This is a genomic window from Pseudomonas lijiangensis, assembly GCF_018968705.1.
Taxonomy (GTDB): Bacteria; Pseudomonadota; Gammaproteobacteria; order Pseudomonadales; family Pseudomonadaceae; genus Aquipseudomonas; species Aquipseudomonas lijiangensis.
Window position 1 is genome coordinate 2,333,230 of sequence record NZ_CP076668.1, and the last position, 24,856, is coordinate 2,358,085.

General features: G+C 57.9%; 19 protein-coding genes and 1 pseudogene. 11 read left to right on the forward strand and 9 right to left on the reverse strand.

The window, feature by feature from the left end:
- The first annotated feature begins 8 nt into the window (after window positions 1-8).
- The gene (locus KQP88_RS10220; RefSeq protein WP_025259735.1) at window positions 9-593 is read left to right on the forward strand and encodes a flavin reductase family protein; all 585 of its coding nucleotides are present in this window, start codon (window positions 9-11) and stop codon (window positions 591-593) included.
- Window positions 594-797: 204 nt separating this feature from the next.
- Here the strand turns inward: KQP88_RS10220 and KQP88_RS10225 are convergent, their stop codons facing one another.
- The gene (locus KQP88_RS10225; protein ID WP_216705578.1) at window positions 798-2,189 is read right to left on the reverse strand and encodes an aldehyde dehydrogenase family protein; all 1,392 of its coding nucleotides are present in this window, start codon (window positions 2,187-2,189) and stop codon (window positions 798-800) included.
- A gap of 102 nt (window positions 2,190-2,291) precedes the next feature.
- Between KQP88_RS10225 and ptrR the strand changes: the two genes are divergently transcribed.
- Together ptrR and KQP88_RS10235 are read left to right on the forward strand one after the other, a co-directional pair.
- Window positions 2,292-3,161 (forward strand): putrescine utilization regulator PtrR, encoded by an 870-nt coding sequence (ptrR, locus tag KQP88_RS10230; RefSeq protein ID WP_216705579.1) that lies wholly within the window; start codon window positions 2,292-2,294, stop codon window positions 3,159-3,161.
- Window positions 3,162-3,226: 65 nt separating this feature from the next.
- Window positions 3,227-3,973, forward strand: a complete 747-nt coding sequence (locus KQP88_RS10235; RefSeq protein ID WP_216705580.1) for an alpha/beta fold hydrolase — start codon at window positions 3,227-3,229, stop codon at window positions 3,971-3,973.
- 133 nt (window positions 3,974-4,106) lie between these two features.
- On the opposite strand, the gene KQP88_RS10240 is transcribed toward KQP88_RS10235, so the two are convergent.
- The gene (locus KQP88_RS10240) at window positions 4,107-5,024 is read right to left on the reverse strand and encodes a LysR substrate-binding domain-containing protein (protein WP_216705581.1); all 918 of its coding nucleotides are present in this window, start codon (window positions 5,022-5,024) and stop codon (window positions 4,107-4,109) included.
- A gap of 186 nt (window positions 5,025-5,210) precedes the next feature.
- Here KQP88_RS10240 and KQP88_RS10245 point away from each other — a divergent pair, with 186 nt between their 5' ends.
- The 4 genes from KQP88_RS10245 to KQP88_RS10260 all read left to right on the forward strand — a co-directional run bounded on the left by KQP88_RS10245 (window position 5,211) and on the right by KQP88_RS10260 (window position 9,253).
- Window positions 5,211-5,960: an SDR family NAD(P)-dependent oxidoreductase gene (locus KQP88_RS10245; protein WP_198725896.1), complete on the forward strand. Its 750-nt coding sequence runs from the start codon at window positions 5,211-5,213 to the stop codon at window positions 5,958-5,960.
- 94 nt (window positions 5,961-6,054) lie between these two features.
- On the forward strand, window positions 6,055-7,359 hold the full coding sequence (locus KQP88_RS10250; RefSeq protein ID WP_200992984.1) for an MFS transporter: 1,305 nt from the start codon (window positions 6,055-6,057) through the stop codon (window positions 7,357-7,359).
- Window positions 7,360-7,376: 17 nt separating this feature from the next.
- Window positions 7,377-8,237 carry a transketolase gene (locus KQP88_RS10255; RefSeq protein ID WP_216705582.1) on the forward strand — a complete coding sequence of 287 codons (861 nt, stop codon included), beginning with the start codon at window positions 7,377-7,379 and terminating at the stop codon, window positions 8,235-8,237.
- Window positions 8,234-9,253 (forward strand): transketolase family protein, encoded by a 1,020-nt coding sequence (locus tag KQP88_RS10260; protein ID WP_216705583.1) that lies wholly within the window; start codon window positions 8,234-8,236, stop codon window positions 9,251-9,253. Before KQP88_RS10255 ends, KQP88_RS10260 begins: the two co-directional genes overlap by 4 nt.
- A 53-nt stretch (window positions 9,254-9,306) precedes the next feature.
- On the opposite strand, the gene KQP88_RS10265 is transcribed toward KQP88_RS10260, so the two are convergent.
- The 3 genes from KQP88_RS10265 to KQP88_RS10275 all read right to left on the reverse strand — a co-directional run bounded on the left by KQP88_RS10265 (window position 9,307) and on the right by KQP88_RS10275 (window position 14,089).
- Window positions 9,307-9,642 (reverse strand): hypothetical protein, encoded by a 336-nt coding sequence (locus tag KQP88_RS10265; protein WP_095067620.1) that lies wholly within the window; start codon window positions 9,640-9,642, stop codon window positions 9,307-9,309.
- A 214-nt stretch (window positions 9,643-9,856) separates the two neighbouring features.
- The gene (locus tag KQP88_RS10270; RefSeq protein ID WP_216705584.1) at window positions 9,857-12,994 is read right to left on the reverse strand and encodes an efflux RND transporter permease subunit; all 3,138 of its coding nucleotides are present in this window, start codon (window positions 12,992-12,994) and stop codon (window positions 9,857-9,859) included.
- Between the two features lie 15 nt (window positions 12,995-13,009).
- Entirely contained in the window at window positions 13,010-14,089 is a 1,080-nt protein-coding gene (locus tag KQP88_RS10275) for an efflux RND transporter periplasmic adaptor subunit (protein ID WP_407681835.1), read from the reverse strand.
- Between the two features lie 264 nt (window positions 14,090-14,353).
- On the opposite strand from KQP88_RS10275, the gene KQP88_RS10280 reads away from it, so the two are divergent.
- The 3 genes and pseudogenes from KQP88_RS10280 to KQP88_RS25240 all read left to right on the forward strand — a co-directional run.
- Window positions 14,354-15,016, forward strand: a complete 663-nt coding sequence (locus KQP88_RS10280; RefSeq protein WP_216705585.1) for a TetR/AcrR family transcriptional regulator — start codon at window positions 14,354-14,356, stop codon at window positions 15,014-15,016.
- A gap of 154 nt (window positions 15,017-15,170) precedes the next feature.
- Window positions 15,171-18,908: a hypothetical protein gene (locus tag KQP88_RS10285; protein ID WP_216705586.1), complete on the forward strand. Its 3,738-nt coding sequence runs from the start codon at window positions 15,171-15,173 to the stop codon at window positions 18,906-18,908.
- A gap of 168 nt (window positions 18,909-19,076) precedes the next feature.
- Window positions 19,077-19,506: pseudogene (locus KQP88_RS25240) on the forward strand (transposase); the annotation flags it as partial.
- Window positions 19,507-19,511: 5 nt separating this feature from the next.
- On the opposite strand, the gene KQP88_RS10295 reads toward KQP88_RS25240, so the two are convergent.
- The 4 genes from KQP88_RS10295 to KQP88_RS10310 are packed head-to-tail and all read right to left on the reverse strand — an operon-like array spanning window position 19,512 to window position 23,052.
- Window positions 19,512-20,348: a sugar phosphate isomerase/epimerase family protein gene (locus KQP88_RS10295; protein ID WP_216705588.1), complete on the reverse strand. Its 837-nt coding sequence runs from the start codon at window positions 20,346-20,348 to the stop codon at window positions 19,512-19,514.
- A 1-nt stretch (window position 20,349) separates the two neighbouring features.
- Window positions 20,350-21,582, reverse strand: a complete 1,233-nt coding sequence (locus KQP88_RS10300) for an NAD(P)/FAD-dependent oxidoreductase (RefSeq protein ID WP_216705589.1) — start codon at window positions 21,580-21,582, stop codon at window positions 20,350-20,352.
- A gap of 14 nt (window positions 21,583-21,596) precedes the next feature.
- Complete coding sequence (locus tag KQP88_RS10305) at window positions 21,597-21,917, reverse strand: MocE family 2Fe-2S type ferredoxin (protein ID WP_095067613.1); 321 nt, start codon at window positions 21,915-21,917, stop codon at window positions 21,597-21,599.
- A gap of 37 nt (window positions 21,918-21,954) precedes the next feature.
- Window positions 21,955-23,052, reverse strand: coding sequence for a fatty acid desaturase family protein (locus KQP88_RS10310; protein ID WP_216705590.1), 1,098 nt, complete (start codon window positions 23,050-23,052; stop codon window positions 21,955-21,957).
- A 178-nt stretch (window positions 23,053-23,230) separates the two neighbouring features.
- Here KQP88_RS10310 and KQP88_RS10315 point away from each other — a divergent pair, with 178 nt between their 5' ends.
- Complete coding sequence (locus KQP88_RS10315; RefSeq protein ID WP_216705591.1) at window positions 23,231-24,289, forward strand: LacI family DNA-binding transcriptional regulator; 1,059 nt, start codon at window positions 23,231-23,233, stop codon at window positions 24,287-24,289.
- Window positions 24,290-24,856: the final 567 nt, after the last annotated feature.

Here is a 24,856-nt window from a genome sequence, read left to right on the forward strand (position 1 = left end):
GAGTTTTCGTGGATAACCGTATTCGCCCAGTCGATCTGGAGAAGGCCTACAGACTGATCAATCACGGTCCTGCCGTGCTGGTTTCCTCCAGCCATGGCGGGACGCATAACGTCATGTCGGCTTCATGGGCCTGTGCTCTGGACTTTTCTCCGCCCAAGGTTACGGTGGTCATCGACAAGATGACCAAAACCCGTGGGCTTGTCGAAAAGAGCGGTTACTTCGCTCTGCAGGTGCCGACGGTGGAACAGGTGCAACAGGTCTATGACGTCGGCACGCAAAGCCTGACCTTTATGCCGGACAAGCTGGAAAAATCAGGCGTCGAGCTGTTTCGTATTGAAGGGCACGAGATGCCACTGGTGGCGGGTTGCTCGGCCTGGCTGATCTGCAAGCTCATACCCGAGCCCCACAACCAGCAGACCTATGACCTGTTCATCGGTGAAGTGGTGGCGGCCTGGGCCGATGAGCGAGCGTTCAAGGATGGCCATTGGGCATTTGAGACGACCGATCCGCGCTGGCGTAGCCTGCACTACATCGCTGGCGGGACTTTTTACGCCATCGGCGATCTGGTGCGGGTTGAGAGTGACGAGGAATAACTGGCGGTAGAAAAGGGGAGCGCAAGGCTAATGCCGATCAGTCAAGGCACAAACAAAACCTGTGGGAGGCAGCTTGCTGGCGAGAGGGCCTTTGAAACTGGCAGATATTCTGCGTCTGCCAAAGTCGCCAGCAAGCTGCCTCCCACAAAGTGATTCATTGACCTTAACTGATCGACATTAGAGCGCAAGGCTCCCCTGAATCCATCAGCGGCGATCCAGCCAGACGGTTTTCGCGTTGCAAAACTCACGCACCCCAAAGTGTGAAAGCTCACGACCAAAGCCGCTTTTCTTCACGCCGCCAAAGGCCACGCGTGGGTCGGAGGCGCAATAGCCATTGATGAATACGCCGCCTGTTTCCAGCTCGTCAGCCAGTTGTTCAGCCAGTTCGATATTACGGCTATAGATGGTCGAGGTCAGACCGAACTCGCTATCGTTGGCCAGCTCCAGTGCATGCCTGGCATCGCGGGCGGTGATGATCGATGCTACCGGGCCGAACAATTCCTCTCTGAAAGACGTCATCTGATCGGTGACATCGCTCAGCACGGTGGGCTCATAGAAGTTGCCAGCGCCTTCGGCCTTTTTACCGCCCAGCAGCAAGGTCGCCCCTTCGGCGAGCGTTGCTTGCACCTGCTGGTCCAGTTCGTCACGCAAATCGAAACGGGCCATGGGGCCGATGTACGTCTCCGGGCTCGATGGGTCGCCCATCGCCAACAGGCGAGTGGCGTCGACGAACTTGCGGGTGAAGTCTTCGACAACGCCCTGTTCGACGATCAGGCGTTTGGCGGCTGCACAGACCTGACCGGTATTCTGATAACGACCGATCACGGCGGCTTTTACCGCTTCGTCCAGATCGGCATCATTGAGCACGATAAAGGGATCGGAGCCGCCCAGTTCCAGTACGCATTTCTTCAAGGCAGCACCTGCCTGTGCGCCAATCGCAGTCCCGGCCCGTACGCTGCCGGTCAGGGTCACGGCGGCAATGCGCGGGTCGGCAATGGCGCGTGATACGCCTTCCTGAGTTACGTTGATCACTTCAAACACACCTTGCGGGAAACCGGCCTGTTGCAGTGCATCGCGTATCAGGTAAGCGCAGCCCATCACGTTGGGCGCATGTTTGAGCACGTAAGTGTTGCCGGCAAGCAGGACCGGAACGGCACCGCGCAGCACCTGCCAGACCGGGAAGTTCCATGGCATGACGGCCAGGATCGGGCCAAGCGGGCGGTATTCGATACGCGCCTTGTTGTTCTCGACCAGCGTCGGTTCCGGTGCAAGCATGGCCGGGCCATGGCTGGCGTACCACTCGCAGAGCTGCGCGCATTTCTCGATTTCGCCACGGGCCTGGGCGATGGGCTTGCCCATTTCCCGGGTGATCATCTGCGCCATGGACGTTGTGTTGTCGCGTAATGCCTTGCTCAGTGCTATCAACAACTGTGCGCGCTCATCGATCGTCTTGCGTTTCCATGACGCATAACCTTCAGCCGCACGTGAAAGCGCGTCATCCAGTGCCGAGTCAGGCTCGAACGCATAATGGCCGACCTGTTCACCATTGGCCGGGTTGATCGAAATTGCATGGGTGTGGCTGGAAATCTGTGTCATGACGCCATCCTCTTGTAGGTGGGAATGGGGCCAGAGTATCGTCGTGCTGTTTTTCGTTAAACTGAATAATAATGATCGTATCTTTCACGTTTGGAGAATGAATTGGATCTCGTCCAGCTCGAAATATTCAAGGCCGTTGCCGAACAAGGCAGCATCAGCGCCGCGGCACAGCATATCCATCGTGTACCCTCGAACCTGACCACGCGCATCAAGCAACTGGAAAGCGATCTGGGCGTCGAGCTGTTCATACGTGAAAAGCATCGCTTGCGCCTGTCACCGGCTGGCTGGAATTTCCTGGACTACGCCCGGCGCATTCTGGCTTTGGTGGACGAGGCCCGCATGGCCATTTCCGGCGAAGAACCCCATGGGCCGTTTTCCCTGGGCTCGCTGGAGAGCACGGCGGCGGTGCGTATTCCTGCGCTGCTGGCGGCCTATAACCAGCAATACGCCAAGGTCGAACTGGACCTGTCCACGGGACCTTCCGGCACCATGATCGATGGTGTGCTGTCCGGGCGTCTGGTGGCGGCGTTTGTCGATGGACCGGTGCTGCATCCGGCGCTGGAAGGCGTGCCGGTCTTCGAGGAAGAGATGGTGATCATCGCACCGCTCAACCATGCGCCCGTCACCCGGGGGCTGGATGTGAACGGTGAAAGCATCTACGCCTTTCGCGCCAACTGCTCGTACCGCCATCACTTCGAGAGTTGGTTCACCGACGATGCATCCGTGCCGGGCAAGATCTACGAAATGGAGTCCTACCACGGGATGCTGGCCTGCGTGAGCGCGGGGGCGGGCCTGGCGCTGATGCCGCGCAGCATGCTCGAAAGCATGCCGGGGTGTACCACAGTAAGCATCTGGCCCCTGTCCGAGAAATTCCGCTTTCTGCAAACCTGGCTGGTGTGGCGCAGAGGGACGGTTTCCCAGAGTCTCAGGCGGTTTGTGGAGTTGCTGGAGGCGCGGGAACCGCTTCAATGATGTGCCGAATGGGGTTCGGAAGATGTCATGTATGAGTATTTTTCCTTTGCTCCAGGAGCGCCACGTTGCCTTGCAATAACATTCCTCTCGTTCTTTTGCCCGGTTTGCTGAACGATGAGCGGCTTTGGGCTCATCAAGTGGCGGCTTTCGAGCCTTCACGCAGTGTTTTCGTGGCAGACCTTGCCCAGGACGACAGCATCGCGCAAATGGCCCGGCGCACGCTTGAACAGGCTCCGCCGCTCTTTGCCCTGGCAGCCTTGTCGATGGGCGGATATGTGGCGATGGAAATCATGCGTCAGGCCCCCGAGCGTGTGGTGGCGCTGGCGCTGTTCGACACCATGGTGCGGCCTGACAGCGAGGATCGGGCCAGAGTCCGGCGTGGCCTGCTGGAACTGGCGAAGCTGGGCAAGTTCATGGGCGTGACGCCTCATCTGCTGCCAAAAATCATCCATCCCCGCAGCATCGGGACTGCCGCCGCACAGCAGGTCATGGACATGGCCCAGTCCATTGGCAGGGAAGGCTTCATTCGTCAGCAGCAAGCGATCATCGAGCGCGAGGATTACCGCTCACTGCTGGAGACGATCAGCGTGCCGACCCTGATCGTCGTCGGTGAAAACGATGAAATCACGCCGCTAGAAGAGTCCGAATTCACCCGGCAAGGCATTGCCGGTTCGCGTCTGGTGATCCTGCCCGAATGCGGCCATCTGCCGCCTCTGGAGTATCCGCAGCGCACGACCGAGCTGTTGCAGGAATGGCTTGTAGGAGCGGATTTATCCGCGAAAAGGTTCACGCAGTTCAATACCGCTTCGTGAATGAATTCGCTCTGTCCTCGTTAAGTGTTGTGGTTTCTCTGATGCAGTGCTCTAACAGACTTGCAACACTTAATGCAGACAGAGCCAATTCATTCGCGATAGTCCCGCACATTGAAGAAAATCTATCACCCCCTCAATACGAAAAATCCCCACCCAACTCATCCTGCATCCACTCCAGAAACCGCTTCACCCTTGGAAAGCCCGCATGCGCCTTGGGGAATACCAGGTGATGAGCAGTAATAGGTGCACTCAACTCCTCAGGTGATACAACCACCAGATCGCCCCGGGTCAGGTATTTCTGGGCCAGCAGGGTGCTTTCCAGTGCAAAACCAAGACCCTGGCTGGCGGCTTCTAGGGCCATGTATGAGCGGTCGAAACTCAGCGGGTAGGGCTTTTCCGGGCGGGAAAGGCCGTGCCGGGCAAACCATTGTGGCCATTTGATAAGGGTTGCTTCGGACAGGATCAGTGGGCTGCCGAGCAGGTCTGCTGCGCTATGGATGGGACTTTTGTGCAGCAGGGCCGGGGAGGCCATGACCGCGATCTGTTCGTTGCGCACCGTGCGTACTTCCAGCGTTGGCCAGTCGGGGAGGCCATGGCGAATGTCCACATCGATCTTGTCGCGGCTGAAATGCAGGGATTCGTAGGAACACGACAGGTTCAGCTGGATATCGGGGTTACTCTGGCGGAATTTTTCCAGACGCGGCATCAGCCACAGGAAGCCGAAGCTGGGCGCCGAATGCAGCCGCAGACAGTCCAGGCTGATATCGCTGGCAGCCCGTTCGGTGGCCACTGCGAAGCTGTGCAGTATCCCTGAAATTTCCGACAGGTATTGTTCGCCCACAGGCGTCAGGCTCACGCCTCTTGCCGTGCGCAGGAACAATTGCCGACCGATCATGGATTCCAGCTTGGCCAGTTGATGGCTCACGGCCGAGGGTGTCAGGTTGAGCTGTTCGGCGGCCCGCGCCACATTGCCGAAGCGTGCGGTCTGTTCAAAGGCCTGAATGGCTTTCAGGGGTGGCAGATTGAGTGATGGGGCGCCTGGGGTATGCATGCGGGTATCCGGCCTTGGTCAGCTTTTCTTTGCGTCCAAATATCACCGATTCATTGGCCGAGTGCTGATTTTTTTTCAGCACTTGCTGAAAGTCGCGTTATTGCTCAGGTTCGGGGTGGGGCACAAGCTGAGTCATCGATTCGACCTGGGTCGATCCAATAAAAACAAATCAGGAAAACCCTGCCCATGATTCTTAAAGACAAGATCGCAATCATCACCGGCGCCGCCTCTGCACGAGGCATCGGCCGAGCCACTGCCGCTACGTTTGCCCAGCAGGGCGCTCGCGTGGTCATTCTGGACCTGGACGAGTCAGCCGCCCGTGACGCCGCCGCTTCTCTGGGTGAAGGTCATCTGGGACTGGCTGCCAACGTGGCGGACGAAGCTCACGTCAGCCAGGCGGTGGCCCGCATTCTGGAACACTTTGGCCGTATCGATGTACTGGTCAACAACGCCGGTATCACTCAGCCACTCAAGACTCTGGACATCGGTCGCAGCGATTACGACAAGGTGCTGGATGTCAGCCTGCGTGGCACATTGCTCATGTCTCAGGCGGTGATCCCGGCCATGCGCAAGCAGGCCAGCGGCAGCATCGTGTGCATGTCTTCGGTTTCCGCCCAGCGCGGTGGCGGTATCTTCGGCGGCCCTCACTACAGCGCGGCCAAGGCCGGTGTACTGGGGCTGGCCAAGGCCATGGCGCGTGAGCTGGGACCTGACAATGTGCGGGTCAACTCCATTGCGCCAGGCCTGATCCATACGGACATCACTGGCGGTCTGATGCAGGATGAGCGTCGCCACGCGATTATCGACGGCATTCCCCTCGGACGTCTGGGCGTGGCTCAGGATGTGGCCAATGCGGCACTGTTCCTGGCCAGCGATCTGTCTTCGTACCTGACCGGCATTACCCTGGATGTGAATGGCGGCATGCTGATTCACTAAACCGGGCGGGCCCATCCTGCCCGTACTGTTCTGTATCGATGATACCGCCGGGTCACGAGCCTGGCGGTCAATAAAAACAAGAGATCAGACCATCATGACAACGACCACCTTGTCTGCGGACGCGGTCACCACCGTGCGCTCCAACGCTTATCGCAAGACCGCCTGGCGGCTGATGCCCTTCCTGATGCTGTGCTACCTGTGCGCCTATCTGGATCGGGTCAACGTCGGCTTTGCCAAATTGCAGATGATGAACGACCTGGCCCTCAGTGAAGCGGTCTATGGCCTGGGTGCCGGCATGTTCTTCATCGGCTACTTCCTGTGCGAGGTGCCCAGCAACATCATCCTGCACCGTGTCGGCGCAAGGATATGGATCGCCCGCATCATGATCACCTGGGGGATCATTTCGGCGCTGTTCGCCTTCGTCGAAACCGCCTGGCAGTTCTATGTGCTGCGCTTCCTGCTGGGGGTTGCCGAAGCCGGCCTGGCTCCGGGACTGCTGCTGTACCTCACCTACTGGTTTCCGTCCTATCGTCGTGCGCGCATGACGGTGCTGTGGTTTGTCGCCATTCCTCTTTCCGGAATGATTGGTGGGCCGCTGTCCGGCTGGATCATGAACAGCTTTGCCGGTTACCACGGCTGGGCGGGCTGGCAATGGATGTTCGTCATCGAAGCCATTCCCACCGTGGTGGTCGGCTTGATGGTCCTGGGCTATCTCAAGGACGGCGTGCATCAGGCCACCTGGCTGAATGACGAGGAAAAAGCGCTGGTCCAGCGTGAGCTTGAAGAAGACAACAGCCAGAAAGTCGTCCATGAATCCACAGGTGCCTTTATTCGCGACCGACGTCTGTGGCTGCTGGCGGGCATCTACTTCTGCGTGGTCATGGGCCAGTACGCGATCACCTTCTGGTTGCCGACGCTGGTGCGTAATGCCGGGGTGTCCGATCCCTTGCACATCGGCCTGCTGAGCAGCGTGCCTTATATCTGCGCCATCGTCGCGATGCTGCTGATGGGGCGCAGCGGTGACAAGCATCGCGAGCGGCGCTGGCATCTGGTGATCCCGATGATCGCCGGGGCGGCAGGCCTGAGCCTGGCAGCCTTGATGGGCGGCAATCTGCTGCTGTCGATCATGAGCCTGTGCCTGGCAGCCGCCGGAATCCTGTCCGCGTCATCGCTGTTCTGGATGCTGCCCACCACCTTGCTGGGTGGCGTATCGGCAGCGGCTGGCATCGCGGCGGTCAACAGCTTCGCCAACCTTGCCGGCTTCTGTTCCCCCTATCTGATCGGCTGGATCACGACCACTACAGGCTCCAGTGCCATTGGCATGTACCTGATTACAGGCGTGCTGATCTTTGGTGCCTTTCTGGTACTGCGTGTCCCGGCTGCACTGGTCAACCGCTAAGTTGAGGAGTTTCCCGAATGACTGCTATTGATACATCGACCGGCGCCCTGACCCTGGCGCAACGTGCTCTGAATATTCGCCGTAATGCTTTGCTCATGGGGCAGGTTCAAGGCCAGGGCTATGTCGGCCAGGCGCTGGGTGCTGCCGACCTGCTGGCGGTGTCCTACTTCCACTCCATGAACCATCGGCCCGAAGACCCGGAGTGGGAGGGCAGGGACCGTTTTTACCTGTCCATCGGCCACTATGCGATTGCTCTGTATGCCGCATTGATCGAGGCCGGAATCATTCCTGCCGATGAGCTGGAAACCTACGGTTCCGATGACAGCCGCCTGCCCATGTCGGGAATGGCGGCCTATACACCGGGCATGGAAATCACCGGTGGTTCACTGGGCCACGGGCTGGGTATCGCGGTAGGAGCCTGCCTGGGCCTCAAGCGCAAGCAATCCTCGTCCTTCGTCTACAACCTGCTGTCCGATGGCGAATTGAATGAAGGCTCAACCTGGGAAGCAGTGATGTCCGCCTCTCACTGGAAGCTCGATAACCTGATCGCCATTGTCGATGTGAACAACCAGCAGGCCGACGGCTATTCCAGCGAAATTCTGGCCTTCGAACCCATTGTCGACCGCTGGCAGGCCTTTGGCTGGTTCACCCAACGGGTGGATGGCAACGATCTTGACGCGCTGGTCAAGGCCTTCGATGCAGCGCGCAACCATAGCGGGACACAACCGCGGGTCATCATTTGCGATACCCGCATGGGCAAGGGCGTACCGTTTCTGGAAAACCGTGAAAAGACCCACTTCATTCGTGTGGATGAACATGAATGGAATATCGCACTGGATAATCTGGACGCTGGGCTGGAAGCCGGGAGAACCGTATGAGCACTTTGAAAAACACCACGCCTGGCAGCGAAGCGCCGAAGAAACGCCTCACCACCTCGGCCATGATCGCCTCGATTGCCTCCGAAGGGCAGGCGACCCGTTCGGCTCCTTTCGGTCATGCCCTGGCGGCCCTGGCCGATCAGCGTCAGGACATCGTCGGGCTGTCTGCCGACCTGTCGAAATACACCGACCTGCATATCTTCGCCAAGGCGCACCCCGAGCGTTTCTACCAGATGGGCATGGCCGAGCAGTTGCTGATGAGCGCCGCAGCGGGCATGGCCCGGGAAGGCTTCGTACCGTTCGCGACCACCTATGCGGTGTTTGCCTCGCGTCGTGCCTATGACTTCATCTGCATGGCAATTGCCGAAGAGAACCTGAACGTCAAGATCGTCTGCGGTTTGCCGGGCCTGACCACCGGCTATGGCCCAAGCCACCAGGCCACCGATGATCTGGCGATCTTCCGTGCCATGCCGAACCTGATGATCGTCGACCCTTGCGATGCCCTGGAGATCGAACAGGCAGTACCCGCCATCGCCGCGCATCAGGGCCCGGTCTATATGCGTCTACTGCGGGGCAACGTGCCTCTGGTGCTGGGCGAATATGGCTACACCTTCGAACTGGGCAAGGCGAAAACCCTCAGGACCGGTAATGATGTGTTGATCATTTCCACAGGCCTTATGACCATGCGCGCCCTGGAAGCGGCCAAGCAGCTTCAGGCCGATGGTGTGGACGTGGCGGTATTGCATGTTCCGACCATCAAGCCGCTGGACGAGCAGACCATCCTGGCCGAAGCCCGTAAACCGGGTCGACTGGTGGTGACGGCTGAAAACCACTCGATCATCGGTGGTCTGGGCGAAGCGGTGGCGGGTGTGCTGCTGCGTAACGGTGTGACCCCGACCTTCCGGCAGATTGCATTGCCGGATGCCTTCCTGGATGCCGGCGCCTTGCCGACCCTTCATGATCGTTACGGGATATCAACCAACGCTGTCAGCCAGCAGATAAAAGCCTGGCTCTAGGCACAAAAAAGGGGCGCCTGTTGAAGGCGCCCCTTTTTGTTTTCGGTGTCTGGTCAACTGCAGGCTTCGGCATGAATATCTTCAGCCGTTGAGTCTCGAATGATCGGGCCCATGCCGCTGACCGGGCGCGATTGTTCCAGGATCTCCAGCGTTGCTCCGGTACCCACCAGATTCACCGTACGGTTCTGGCAGTCATAGACGCGCTTTGAATACATCACGCCCAGAAAACCTTCACGTTTGGTGACGACTACACGCTTCCCGGCGTTTCCGCTTTTTTCTACCAGAGCGTAGTTTCCGTTCGGATCGCTGGGAACGATAATGTTTTTCTCGGCGGCATGGGCAGAGAAAACGGGGATCAAGAGTGCCAGCAAACAAGATTGAATTTTCATCGGTGCTCCTGCGGATGAACTGCACTTTCATTGGATCCAAAAGTACTCCTGCGGAACTTTTCTGAATAGCACCTGACTAGACCTTTCGTCGCTTTGAGGGGGAACAGAGGCTGCCGTTTGTCGCTTTTGGGTGTCTGGCGTTCAGATGTGGAAAGCTGGCGGCTCAGTGAGTACCGGTCTCACGACCTGTGCCCACTGAGCCCGATGAGATTTTTCAAGTCTCTTTCGAGGTATCCGGCAGTGCTGATTCAGGGCTTCGCTTGCCATGGAACAGTTGCGACACCATCACGTAAAACAGCGGAACGAAGATGATCGCCAGGATCGTCCCGGACAGCATGCCGCCAATCACCGCTGTTCCCAGGGCATTTTGTGCGCCTGATCCGGCACCGTTGCTCATGACCAGAGGCACACAGCCGAGGATGAAAGCAATCGATGTCATCAAGACCGGTCGCAAGCGCATGCGGGCGGCTTCGAGTGCGGCTTCCACAAGACTCTTTCCGGCCTCGTGCTGCTCTTTGGCAAACTCGACGATCAGAATGGCGTTCTTTGAAGCCAGGCCGATGGTAGTAAGCAGGGCGACCTGGAAATACACGTCATTGAGCTTCCAGGTCAGCATTGCGCCCAGCAGTGCGCCGAATACGCCCAAAGGAATCACCAGAAGCACCGAGACCGGGATCGACCAGCTTTCATAAAGTGCTGCCAGACAAAGGAACACGATCAGGATCGACAGGCTGTAGAGCAGTGTCGTCTGGCCGCTGGAGGCTTTTTCCTGAAGGGAAATGCCGGTCCACTGAAAACCTATACCTGCTGGCAGCTTTGCGATTGCCGCCTCGACGATCTGCAGGGCTTCGCCGCTTGAGGCGCGTCCGGGCATGCCCATACCGAGAATTTCCACCGACGGTACGGCGTTGTAGCGTTCGAGGCGTGGAGAAGCCAGCATCCACTCGCCTTTGGAAAAGGCATCGAACGACACCATGGTGCCGGCACTGTTTCGCACATACCAACGGCGGATGTCTTCCGGCAGCATCCGGTAAGTGGCTTCACCTTGCAGCATCACCTTCTTGATGCGGCCCTTGTCGATAAAGTCGTTTACATAGCTGCTGCCCCAGGCATTGGAAAATACCGTATTGATGTCATCAATCGAAACGCCCAGGCTTTCAGCCTTGTGCGTGTCTATCTCCAGTTTGAATTCCGGAGCATCTTCCTGACCGTTGGGGCGTATGGCGACCAGTCGATCATCCTTGCTCAAGTCGGCCAGCAACTGGTTGCGCGCCTGCATGAGTGCTTCGTGACCGAGGTTGGCCTTGTCCTGGAGCATCAGATCGAAGCCCGATGCGTTGCCCAGTTCAGACACGGCAGGTGGCGCGAAGGCAAACACCTTGGCGTCACGGATGCTGGCAAAGAAAGCACCGGCCTTTGCCGCCACAGCCGTGACGCTCTGATCCTTGCCGGTTCGCTGGTCCCATGGACGTAGCTTGACGAAAGCAAAGCCGACGTTCTGCCCGCTGCCGGCAAAGCTAAAGCCCATGACGGCAAACATGCCCTCGACCGAGTCTTTCTGATCCACCAGGAAATGGTGTTCGACCTCTCGCAGGACCTCGTTGGTACGGGTCTGTGTCGCGCCTGGTGGCAATTGGACCAGAGCGAACAAGGTGCCCTGGTCTTCTTCAGGGAGAAAACCGCCCGGAAGCTTGCTGAATCCGAACACGACAGCGGCCAGCAGCACCGCGTAGACGAGCATATATCGGCGTCCCTTGCCCAGCATGTGCGTCACGACGCCCTGGTAGCGCTTGTTGCCCCGGTCGAATGTGCGGTTGAACCAGCCAAAGAATCCTTTGTTGGTCAGGCCGTGAGAGGGTTTGAGCATTGTCGCGCAGAGTGCGGGAGTCAGTACGAATGCCACCAGCACCGACAGGGTCATGGCCGAAACGATGGTGATGGAGAACTGGCGATAGATCACGCCGGTCGAGCCCCCGAAGAACGCCATCGGAACGAACACCGCGGCCAGAACCAGAGCGATGCCGACCAGCGCACCGCTGATCTGTGTCATGGATTTGCGTGTGGCCTCCTTGGGAGGCAGGCCTTCTTCCTCCATGACCCGTTCGACGTTCTCCACCACGACAATGGCGTCATCCACCAACAGACCAATGGCCAGGACCATGGCGAACATGGTCAATGTATTGATGGTGAACCCGAAAACCGCCAGTACACCAAAGGTGCCCAGCAACACCACAGGCACCGCGATGGTCGGGATCAATGTGGCGCGCAGGTTTTGCAGGAACAGAAACATCACCAGGAAAACCAGCGCCACGGCTTCGACCAGCGTCTGGACGACCTGCTTGATCGAGATCCTCACGAAAGGCGTCGTGTCATAAGGCTTCTGCACTTTCATGCCGGGCGGAAAAAACTTCTCCTGCTCTGCGAGGCTGGCATCGATTGCCTTGACCGTGTCCAGTGCGTTGGCGCCCGGAGCCAGCTTGATGGCCAGACCTGTCGCCGGTTTGCCGTTGTAACGACTGGAGGTCGTGTAAGACTCGGCTCCCAGCTCGATTCGGGCAACATCCTTGAGGCGTACCTGAGAGCCATCGGTCTGGGTGCGCAGCAGAATGTTTCTGAACTCCTCGGCGGTCTTCAGCCGGGTCTGGGCGGTGATGGTCGCATTGATCTGCTGGTTCGGAGCCAGTGGCAAGCCGCCCAACTGGCCCGCCGAGACCTGTGCGTTCTGTGCCTTGATCGCATTGGAGACATCAATGGGTGTAAGCCCGAAGTTGATCAGTCTGTTCGGATCGAGCCAGATGCGCATGGCGTATTGAGAGCCGAAGAGGGTGGTGTCGCCGACCCCATCCAGACGACTGATCGTTTCCTGCACGTTGGCCGCGACATAGTCGGCGAGGTCCGTATCGCTCATGCTGCCGTCTTCGGAAGTGAAGGCGAGCACGTTGAGGAAGTTGGTTGCCGACTTGGCAACGGTGACACCCTGTTGCTGGACTTCCTGTGGCAGCAGTGGCGTTGCCAGCGAAAGTTTGTTCTGCACCTGGACCTGTGCGGTGTCGGGGTCGGTGCCGTTTTCGAATGTCAGGGTAATGGTGGCAGTGCCCGAGGATTCACTGGTCGACGCCATATAGCTCAGTCGATCCAGGCCCTTCATCTTCTGCTCGATGACCTGGGTGACGCTGTCCTCCAGGGTTTTCGCCGACGCGCCGGGGTAGGTGGCAGTGATGGCGATTGCCGGCGGGGCAATGCTGGGGTACTGCGCGATGGGCAAGGTGAGGATCGACATGACGCCCGCCAGCATCACGATAATGGCAAGCACCCAGGCAAAAATGGGGCGGTCAATGAAAAAACGCGACATAGGGGACCGTCCGGCTTAGTTCGAGGCGCTGGCTGGCGCTGATGAGGGAGCGTTCGCAGTAACAGCCTTGGGCTGCCAGGGCGTCGTCTTGACTTCGGCACCCGGCTGGGCACGCGGGATGCCGTCCACCACAATCTGCTCGCCAGGTTGCAGGCCTGACCGGACCAGCCATTGGTCGCCAACGGTGCGATCGGTATCCAGGGCACGGAGTTCGAGTCTGCTGTCCTTGCCGACGACATAAACAACGGGCTTGCCTGCACTGTTGCGCGAAACAGCCTGTTGCGGGATCAGGATGCCGTTTTGTTGAGTGCCTTCCTGCAGCACCGCACGCACATACATGCCCGGCAGCAGTTCTGCCTGAGGGTTGGGGAAAACGGCCCGCAAGGTGATGGAGCCGGTATTCTGGTCCACTGTGACGTCCGAGAACTCCAGTCGCCCCTCGAACGGATACTGACTGCCGTCCTCCAGCATCAACCGGACTCTGGCAGCGGATTCACCGGACTTCTCCAGTTCGCCACGTGCCATGGAGCGCTTGAGGCGCAGCAGCGACATGCTGGGCTGAGTCACGTCTACATAGATGGGATCGAGTTGCTGAATGGTGGTCAGCGCCGTGGTCTGACTGTCGGTCACCAGTGCGCCGGGGGTGACGGCCGATTTACTGATGCGCCCGGATATAGGGGCTGTGACTCGGGTATAGGCGAGCGTGATGCGAGCACTTTCGACGTTTGCCTTGGCGGCATTGACCTCGGCATTGGCCTGTCCCAGCTCGGCGTCGGTGTCATCGTATTCCTGCTGACTGACGGCCTTGATGGTAATCAGCTCCTTGTAACGTTCTGCCTTGAGGCGCAAGGAACGCTGATTGGCCTGGGCCTTGCCGAGGGTGGCCAGGTAATTGTCGTAACTGGCCTTGTAGGTGGCCGGGTCAATCCGGTACAGCGTTTCGCCTGCCTTGACGTCAGCCCCTTCGCGGAAAGTACGTTCCTGAATGATGCCGTTCACCTGAGGACGAACTTCTGCGATCAGGTACGGAGTCGTGCGTCCGGGAAGCTCTGTGGTCAGGTCGACGGGCTGGGACTTGACCGTCGTGATGCCCATCACCGGAGTACCTTCTGCGGGTGGAGGCCCGCCGGGCGGGTTGCCGCACGCCGTCAGCAGCAAGGGTGATGCAAGCGCAAAAACAATACAAAGACTCAGGCTGTGACGGCTGGCTACAGGGCGCAAGGGCGTTCTCCGGGCGAGTGAGGAGGCGGTTGATTTTTAAAACGGTACTGGTCGGTATACTAATAATGGCTTTTCGGGGCGTCAACCTAAACTGCCCAGTCTGGTGTACTATTGGCGACCGTTTATCAGGAGTCTCATATGCGCGTCAGGACAGAAGCCAAGCGCGAAGCCATCCTTGAAGCGGCTTCTCAGGTTTTTCTGGAGGCCGGTTTCGAGGGTGCATCGATGTCGCAGATTGCTGCCCGGGTCGGCGGCTCGAAACGCACGCTTTACGGTTACTTTGCCAACAAGGAAGAGCTTTTCGTCGCGGTTGCACACAGCGCTGCCGAGAGTCTGCTAGGCCCGCTGTTTGATTCGCTGGGGTCTACCGAGGAACCGCTGGTAGTGGTTTTGGCGAGAGTCGGCTACAGCTTGAGCAGGCTGATGACCGATGAGCAGACATTGCAGATCATGCGAACGATGATTGCCATCTCCGGGCGAAGCGACATCGGTGAAATGTTCTACGCGACGGGGCCGGCCAAAGGGCTGAAGGCGCTTGCCTCTTACCTGGAAGGGCAGATGGAAGCAGGCACGCTCACCCGCAGTGATCCAATGATCATGGCCCAGCACTTCCATGCGTTGCATCAGGCTGAAATCCTGTTGCCGGGCTTGCTCGGGGTCCTCAAGAGCCCCACCAGTCAGTATCTCTGCGAGTCAACAGCCCGGGCATTGGGGGCTTTTTTCAATGCCTATGCGGTACTCGATCAGCCTTTGTCGGATGAGGAACTGGCGCAGGTGCTCAAAGGGGTTTCGCAGGCATAAGGAATAAATTGTGGTGTCGGTCTGGTTCGGTTTCTTCCCGTGCGATTTAACTACATAGCACTACAGGTGTAGGACTCGCACCGTGTTATGAGTCTCTGCCTGCCTGTATAGTGCGCGAAACTGCCCCCTGTTACGGCCTCTTCAAGGAAGATCCATGCTGGATATCACTGGCGATCATGTCGCCGCACTTAACGACACTGACCTCAGGGCGTTGGTTGGTCTTTTGTGTGAAGCCGAATTGGATCTGACAGGGCATTCAACTGCAGCGGTGACATGGGGAGGCTCCCAGACAGCCCCCGATGGCGGGATCGATGTGCGGGTTGAGTTACCTGTTGGTGCGCTCGTCGATGGCTTTATCCCTTCGGTCTCGACAGGTTTTCAGGTCAAGAAGCCTGATATGCCAAAAGGTGAAATCATCACCGAAATGCGGCCCAAAGGTGTCATCCGTGAATCCATTGTCAAGTTGGCGGCTGTGGGCGGTGCTTACATTATTGTGAGCAGTAGCGGCTCGACAGCCGATAGTGCTCTTACCGAGCGCAATGACGCTATGCGTGATGCGCTTTCCGGTGTGGCGAATGCCGATCAGCTCACAACGTTGTTTTATGATCGAGGCCAGCTCGCTACTTGGGTGCGTAGGCATCCTGCGCTGATAGTCTGGGTTAAGGAGCGAATCGGTCAGGCGGTTTCTGGCTGGCATCCCTTTGGTTCATGGAGCGCCAGCGATCGGGACGTGAAAGAGGAGTATTTGCTTGATGACGAACCCAGGGTGACGATTAACGACCCTGAGGATGCTTCGGCTTTGTCGGTCATGGAGGCGATCGCGAGGCTTCGGACTGCCTTGGGTACGCCGCGCAAGGTTTTGCGGATGGTGGGTCTTTCAGGGGTAGGCAAGACCCGCTTGCTGCAGGCGCTATTCGATAAGCGGGTCGGGCAGGATGCTCTTCCAGCATCGCGTGTGTTCTATACCAACTTCTCGAATCATCCTGATCCACATCCACTGCGGGTGATATCGGACTTGATCGCCCGTCGCCGTTCGGCAGTGGTTATTGTCGATAACTGCCCGCAGGATGTGCACCGTGGCCTATCCGCCCTTTGCCAGGCCCCAAATGGTCTAGTCAGTATCATCACGGTCGAATATGACGTGCGTGATGATCAGCCCGAGCATACTCAGGTCATCAAGCTGGGGCCTGCGTCATACCATCTGACGGCACAGTTGGTACGGCTTCGCTGCCATAACATCAGGCAACAGGGCGCCGCGACCATCGCGCAGGCTTCCGGCGGCAATGCAAGGATTGCACTGGCCCTTGCGAGCACCTTTAAGTCGTCCGAGCATATTGCCGGGATTTCCGATGATGAGCTTTTTCAAAGGCTGTTCGTGCAGAAACACCAGCCTGACGTAGCGTTGTTTCGCGCCGCCCAGGCGCTTTCAATAGTCTACTCGTTTCAGTGGGAGTCATTGGCTGGGGAGGAGTCCGAAATCCCTTTACTGGCTGAGCTGGTCGGGCAATCCGCTCAAGAAATTTACCGGCATGCCCAAGAGTTGCTAAGGCGCGATCTGATTCAGAAACGAGGCAAATGGATGGCGGTGTTGCCCCATGCTCTGGCCAATCGGCTGGCGTTAGGTCTGCTCCGGGATACTTCAGCGCCAATTCTTGAGCAGCAAATGAGTCGTTTCAGTGCGCGGATGCTTGTATCGCTCTCCACACGATTTTCGTTTCTTCACGCAGATGCTCAGGCGCTCGGAATCATCAAGCGCTGGTTAGGTACGGGCGGTTACCTTGCAGACCTGACAGCGTCAACGGACGAGCAGCTAGCAATGTTTCTCAATGTTGCGCCACTGATGCCTTCACTGGCCATACGTGTGCTTGAGCGAGGCGATTATTCGCCCCGCATCTTGGGGCGATATGCCGCCTCTATTCACCGGCTGGCCTGTTGTGACGGGCTTTTTGAGCGCGCTTTCGATTTGCTGAAAAACGTTGCGGTGGACTCTTCTGATGCTGAGGTGGCAAAAAACGCTGCAGAGCTTGCTGCTTCGTTATTTTTCATGGGCCGAGGAGAAGTGTCTGTCCCTTGTGCGGGAAGGCTGCTGGTCGTCGAGCCCCTACTGATGTCTCAGGTGGTTGAATTCCGGACTCTGGGGTTTAAATGTCTGGATGCCATGTTGGGTAGCGTAGGCCCTAGCACAACTGCTGCTATGAATTTCGAGGCATCATCCGTGAGCGAGGGGTTTGTCCCTCTGAGTGAAAAGGATCGTCAGGGCTGGCTGGACTCAGTGTTGGGATTCATATGCCAGTGCGCAGAAAACGAGGTGTTGAAGGCGGGATTGCAGGATTGTTTCGTTTTTGCGTTGCGCCGGCTATGTGGTCGGGAGCAATTGCTAGACACACTATTTTCATCCGTGAAAGTACTGCTTTCAGGGCGCTTTCATCGTGACGCTTGGGTCGCCGGCGAGCGGGCTCTGTTGAATGATGGAGAAAGCTTCAGCACAGCTCATCGAAAAAAACTGCGAGCGCTCATCGATGAAATGGGGCCGGTTACGCTGGAAGATCGGCTGCTTGCGATTGCTGGCGACGAGTCGATTGAGTTTTTTTGCGTTATGAAAGATGCCGGGCGTGGGCCTGATCCCTTGCAGGTCGGCGCTGATTTGGCAATGCATAGCTCTGCATTTACTCGCCTATCTTCAATGTTGTTCAGCGGTGGTCTGAGCACTTGGCAAGTCGGTGAGGGTATTGCAGGGGCTTCTACGGATTTACCCGCGACATGGAGCGCGCTTGTCGAGAGTTTCAAGCTCGCGCCGGTGGCACCTGTCAGCGTTCGACTGCTGAAAGGCTTTTTGCATAAGGTAGAGCTTAACGACAAATCGCTTGTTCAGGATCTACTGGACGGTGCTCTCCATGAACCGGCGTTACTGCCATTCATAGCGCAACTGCAAAACGCCAACAGTTTTGATGAGCGTGAGTTTCAGCGGATTATGACTGGGCTTGCAACGCACGGCATTCCGGTATCGAACCTAGCGCATCTAGCGCATTCACCGGTTGTTCTATCTATGTGGGCGGCAGATTTGAGTCGTCTGTTGCTGGCGCTCATCAAACAACCCGATAGCTTTCTTTTGGCGATGCAAATTCTCTCCTTGCGCGTCAATTTTGATTTAGGGAATGACAGGCAAGTTGACCCGTTGCTGCTGGAAGCCGGTCGCACGGTTCTCGACCACAGCCAGTTCGTGAGCAATGCAGACTACAGCGATGCGCCGTTAAGCAGGTTGATCAAGCTCTGCCTGTCGCAACCGGAGCATGCCAGTACCGCCAGGGTTGTGTTCGAGCGCTTGAAGTGTGCTGTCATGCACAAAATCGTTCATCCACTTGCTTACAGGCAGACAATAAGCGCCCTGATAACAGCGTACCCACACGTCACTCTGGATGTTTTGTTTGAAGGGGGAGCAAGTGGGCGTGATGAACACGCCTCAATACTGTATGTCTTCGATGAGGCCGAAAACACTCCGACTGACGGGTTTGCTACTGATGATGTCATTGATTGGTGTCAGCACGAGCCTGTTTCTCGATATCCCTTTGCAGCCCTGATCGTTCCGTTATTTCAGTATTCTGCCCTCAGTCAGCCAGAGTCATGGACGCCGCTCGCGTTGAGAGTTTTGAATCGTGCACCCGACCAGATCGCAGTGTTAAAAGCGTACGGGTTACGTTTAGGGCCACGTGGTCTGTTCTTGCGTGATGAATTGATGGGAACGTACGCATGCCTACTTGGCAAACTTTCACTCCAAGTGAAACCCGAAAGCCACTCAACGATCCGCACGTTGCAGTTGCATTTACAGCAATCTGCGCAAGACCAGCGAGATGAGGAGGAGCAGTATCGTGAGTCTGAGGAGGGATTCGAATAACCTGATGTAGGGTCGTACACCTATACCCAAATGCGCCAGATCCATCGACCTGGCTCATCCAGCCCTTACCACTGCAGGTTTGTCGCGACTCAGCATACGGGCACCAACCAGCTCCAGAACCAGCACGAGCACAAGTGCGACATAGGCGACCATCAGCAGTGGCGCATGATGACCGACTCCACCGAAGTGCGCACAACTCGGGCCTCATCAGGTGCTGGCAAAAAAGGAAGTCTGAAGAACCCGAAGATCATGCGTGAAGGCATAGTCGCGGAGGTTTGACGACCAAAATCTACATGCTTTGCGATGCAAGCGGTATACCGCTCTACTTCGAGCTGTCGGTTGGTCAGCCAGCGATATTGCTTATGCTCATCTACTAGTCGCTGTGGTCGCCCTCGTAGACAACGAAAGCAAAAAAACGCGCTTCCCCGGCTGTTCGATAAGCCCAAAATACATACAGCGCAACATCATTGGACGCATGTTTGGCTGGCTCAAAGAGAGCAGAAGGGGTGGGACACGTTATGACAAGCTGGCGAAAAGTTTTGAAACAATGACATCACTCGCCTGCGCCATGAGATGTTTGCGACTTTACTTTTCGTAAAGAGCCTAAGCCGCCAGGCACTCCTGCCAGAGTTCACCGACCAGGCGTTTGAGCAACAGCGCTTCGGCCCAGCGGTCGGTGATGTCGCGTCCGTCTGCGCCGGTGATGGCGTAGGGCGGCGGACCCAGTTCGCAGGTGAAGGACAGGCTGCCTGTTTCGTTGACCGGGCGGCTCAGCCAGTCCTCCATGCCGTAGCGCCAGAGCTTGAGGAAGTAGTCCAGCCAAGGCTGATGCTGGGCGAAGGTGATGGGAATCTGCACCTGTTCACTGCTGGCAACCCGGCCATGAAACCCCCAACTGTGACGCAGGATGGTCTGCAAGTGTTCTTCATCTTCCGGGGCAGGCGGTACGGGCAGTTCCCGACCCACCACGTAATGGGACAGGTCGGCCAGAAGTTTGAGATCCGGCATTTCGGCGAGGATATCCAGGGTGAACAGCAAGTCGCTGGTGATGCGATAGCGATGGGTTTCCACCAGAATCGGGAAGTCTGCCTGTTCGGCCAGCCGCTGCCAGCCTTCGAGCAGGTCGATGGCCTGGCGCAAGGTGCGTGGCTGTACATCCGCTTGCAAGGTGAGGTGATGGCAACCATAAGGTGAAATCACATCGATTGCCCTGGCCAGATCATCCACGGTTCGCGGGAACAACTGGCCTTCGATCTGCAAACCCTGAGCCCTGGCTGCCGATGACAGGCGCTGGACATGCTCGGTTACCCAGAAGTGATCGGTCACTCCGTCGAATCCGGCTGCCGCTATTTTCTCCAGTTGTGCCTCCAGAGAGAGGTCGCACCGGCCTCTGTGATCGAGCATTGCCCAGAGCGACTGGAAGATCAGGAATTCACGCATGTCAGCTCCTCAGCAGTTGCTTGAGCGGGGTCTCGGGATTGGCCAGTTGCCCGGCATCCAGACGAATCCGGCTGCCGATCAGTCGTTCGCAGATCTTGATGTCTTTGGCAACACTATTGCCCGGTCCCCAGCCGCAGGCTCCTGTCAGGCATTGGTGTTGATCGAGATAGAACAGCACGAAGCCACCTGTCGATATCAGGCGCGTGGCGTCGGGCCGGGCATTTGAAACCTGGCCGATGGTCTGCAGTCCCCAGTCGTACTGATCGGACCAGAAGCCGGGCGTGTCCTGAAAGGGCAGTTCGCGGCCCAGCAGATTCAAGGCCGCATGCCGTCCCTGGGCTTCGGCATTGCGCCAGGTTTCCTGACGCTGGAAGTCGCCATCGGGCTGCAAGCGAAACTCGCAGACATCCCCCGCGGCATAGATATCCGGGGCGCTGGTGCGCAGCGTGTCATCGACACGTATGCCTTGACCGACTTCGAGACCGGCAGATCTGGCCAGTTCGATATTGGGTTGCATGCCGATGCCGACGACCAGCAGATCGCAGGCAAGCTGTTCGCCGCTGACCAATTGCACGGCTTCGGCACGGGTCTCGCCTTGCAGGGCTTCAATGCTGACGTTCAGACGGACGTCCACACCGTTGCGCACATGCAGTTCCAGCAGGGCAGCGGACAGTCTTTCCGGTAGCACACGTCCTGCCAGCCGCGGGCCGGCTTCCAGCAATGTCACCTGACAGTTGAGTGCGCGTGCAGTGGCCGCGACCTCCAGACCAATGAACCCGCCGCCGATGACCACCAGCCGGGTTCCGGGCTTGAGCGCTGAACGCAAGGCAATGGCTTCGTCATGGGTGCGAAGGTAAAGCACATTGGCAAGCCGGGACGATACGTTGGGCAGCAGTCGTGCCCGGCCACCGGTGGCGATCAGCAGACGGGCATAATCCAGCCATTGCCCGTCGGCCAGTTGCAGACGGTGCCCGGCTGGGTCCAGCACCGTTACCGGATTGCCTGCCATATGCTCGATATCCAGCTCGGCCAGCCGCAGCGGATCACAGAGGCTGCAAGCCGCAAGATCCATGCTGCCTTTGAGCAATTCCTTGGACAGCGGCGGGCGCTCGTAAGGCAGGTGGCGCTCATCACCGATCAGCACCAGGCGCCCGTTGTATCCCTCGGCCCGCAAGGTCAGGGCCGCACGACCACCGGCATGACCGGCACCTATTATCACCAGTGGAGCAGACATGACGGACGCTCCTTTCACTGGCCGAGGTCGAGCAGAACACGTCCCGCTTCGACCCTGACCTGATAGGTCTTGAGGTTGATGCAGACCGGAGCCCCGAGCGCCTTGCCGGAGCGGTAGTCGAAGCGTCCGTTGTGCTTGGGGCATTCGATCACATGATCCATCACCAGACCGTCGGCCAGGTGAATGGCTTCGTGGGAACACAGCCCGTCGGTGGCAAAGAACTCACTGTCGGCAGAGCGGTAAACGGCGTAGGTACGCTGGGCGTGGTCGAAGCGAATGACATCTTCTTCATCTATATCGTCCACGGCGCATACATCGATCCATTGTTCGGTCATGGCAATCTCTCTTGTTATTTTTGAAAGCTGGAACCTTTCAGGACTCGGCAAGCACCTGTTCGGTGGCTGGCGGTTGGGGGCGCAAGGGGCGACGAACGAAGTAGGTCGGGTCCTTGCGCTGCTTCAGGACCGTGGGAATGATCTCTTTGTAGGCCTCGAACAGGGAACGATAGGGCGGCGGGCAGTCGTCGATTATTTCGGCATGAAGTTGGGCAAGTGCGTGATAAGGCACCATCGGGAACATATGGTGTTCCAGGTGATAGTTCATATCCATGTATAGGAAGCGAAGAACCGGATTCATATAGATGGTTCGGCAGTTAGTTCGATGATCCAGCGTATCTTCAGCCAGCCCTACATGTTGTGTAATACCGAAAATATAGGAGAGCCATCCGCCATAAATGGACGGAAGACCGATAAACATCAACGGCAGCCAACTGTGCAGATAGAGCGCGGACATGATGACCAGTGCATAGATCACCAGCCAGATGCGGGCTGTACGAAAGACCTTGTGCAGTTCGGACTCGGGGATGAAATCCCGTTCCTCGTCACTCGCCCGGCCCTGAGCGTGACGCAGGACGGCACGCAGGGTATCCAGCGCACGGGGCAGGCTGCACAGGTTCAGAAACATCTTCAACAGACTGGGCGGACGCGGTTCGACGATTTCCGGGTCCCGGCCGACAATGATGGTGTCGGTGTGGTGCCGGGCATGACTCCAGCGCCAGACATGGGGTTCGAACAGGCACATGAAACTGGAGACATGATAAAGGGCATCGTTCATCCAGCGGGTCTTGAAGGCCGTGCCATGCCCGGTTTCATGCCAGCGGGCATTGGAGGCGGAGCCATACAGCACGCCATAGACAATGAAGAACGGTACGCAGGCCCAGCTACCCCAGAACCAGTAACCGCCCAGGCCGGACAACCCCAGCGTCAGGAACCACAGCGCGGTATCGCGCAAGGCAGGGCCATCGCGGCGTTGCATCAACTCTTTCATGCGCTTGCGAGAAACAGGGCATTGATACCAGGTGGCCGATACCAGGCCTTTCTCTGCAGCAAGTGCTGCTTCGGGGCCGGTCAATCGATAATCCCGACGCCGGTATTGCAAGTCCTGCTCAAAGGCCGAATCGTGTTCAGGCATTTTATTATTCTCCGCAAGTATGTCTATTGTTGGAACTTGCCGCGATATGTGCTGGACAGCATCGCTGGAGAAAAGAGTAGGCAGTTGCAATAAGTCACTCAATCCCTTGAATACATTCTCTATCAAGCTATCATCCAGAGCCTGAGTGGCATGATAGTTTTCTATCAAGGGATCAACGATGAATAACAAGAAACGTCCTACCATTGCCACCGTGGCCGAACGCGCCGGATTGAGTGTTGCCACCGTTGACCGGGTGCTCAACGATAGGGCTCCGGTCAGCCCGCAAACCGCCGAACAGGTGCTGCAGGCCGCCGAGGCCGTCGGTTATTTCGCGGCCCGGCTGATCGGCCAGCGGCTGCGCGAGCGTCGTCCTCACTACCGTTTCGGCATTCTGCTGCTGGGCACCGCCCAGGAGTTCTACGCCAACCTTGCTGCTGCCATTAATGAAGCCGCCCGTGCCTGGACCGATGCCAATCTCAGCTGCCACTTCGAGTACATCACCGACCGTACCCCGGCTGTTATTGCAGGCCAGATCGAACAACTGGCAGTGAAATACGACGGGCTGGGTGTCGTCAGTTTCGCTCATCCGCTGATCAACCAGACCATCCTGCAGATACGCGCAGCGGGTGTGCCGGTGGTGGCCCTGTTGTCGGACTTTCACGATACCCCGCAAGGGCCTTATGTCGGCCAGGACAACCATGCATTCGGGCGCACCATGGGCTGGCTGGTCGCCCATATCTCGGGTGCCCGCGAAGGATGCGTCGGGGTGCTGATGGGCGGCCATCGCTTTCTCGGGCATCAGGCCCGCGTCGACGGCCTGCGCAGCTACCTCACGCAACACGCACCGCACCTCCGCCTGCTGGAGCCGCTGGTGAACATGGATAACGACGACATCACCGAAGAAGCCACCCTCGACCTGCTGGCCCGCCATGACGACCTGCGCGGACTGTGCGTAGTGGGCGGGGGCGGCGACGGCATCATCAAGGCACTGGCCCAGTTACCCGAACGGCCGTCGATCTGCAGCATCCTGCTGGAGTCGACGTCCAGCTCGCATCGGGCGCTTGAGCAGGGTGTAGTCAGTCTGGTGATCGATTCGCAGCCACTGCTGATCGGTACTTCCCTGATCCGGCTGCTGGTTGAGTTGCAGGAGGCCCCCGTCTTTGATCCAAAGCGGCATTGTGTTCATGTGCCTTTGCAGATAGTGACGAGTGAGAATAGTGGGGTTTTGGGCTGTTGAGGTATGGCCGATGCTTTTGGTTTTTGGAGTGGCATCGGCGTTTTTGCTGGCATACCAACCTGACTAGGTTCTGTACGAAAAGTCGTCGAGCGAAGGTCAGGCAAGGCAAAAACAGGCGAGGAACGGTCGGAGTCGCGCCCGACTTTACTTGAGTAAATGAGCATTCCGATCGGACTCGCGCACGAGCCGGTTTTTAACGCAGCATGGCCGAGCGCAGGCACTTTTCGTACAGAACCTAGAGAGCCGAAACTCGGGTCCACACAGTAGCCGCCAAGATAGACAGCTCTAAACCATGATGGCATTGGTAGCGGAAGCCGCTAGCGCACTTTCACGCTATGCCTGCTAGCGGAATTCGCGCCATGGGCTATTGTTCGTACTGGCATATTGGAATCGCCAGCTGAAGCGCATGCTGATTTCGAGCCATTAAGGATGGGCTGCGGTTTTTTCAAAAGCTGATGGCTCGGTACAGCTGCTGCTTAACCTTCTTGGGCGAGCAGCTACAAATGTAAGGTTTACGACATGTCTAGATGTACAGCACCGGTACATGGTCATCGTTCGGCAAGCGCC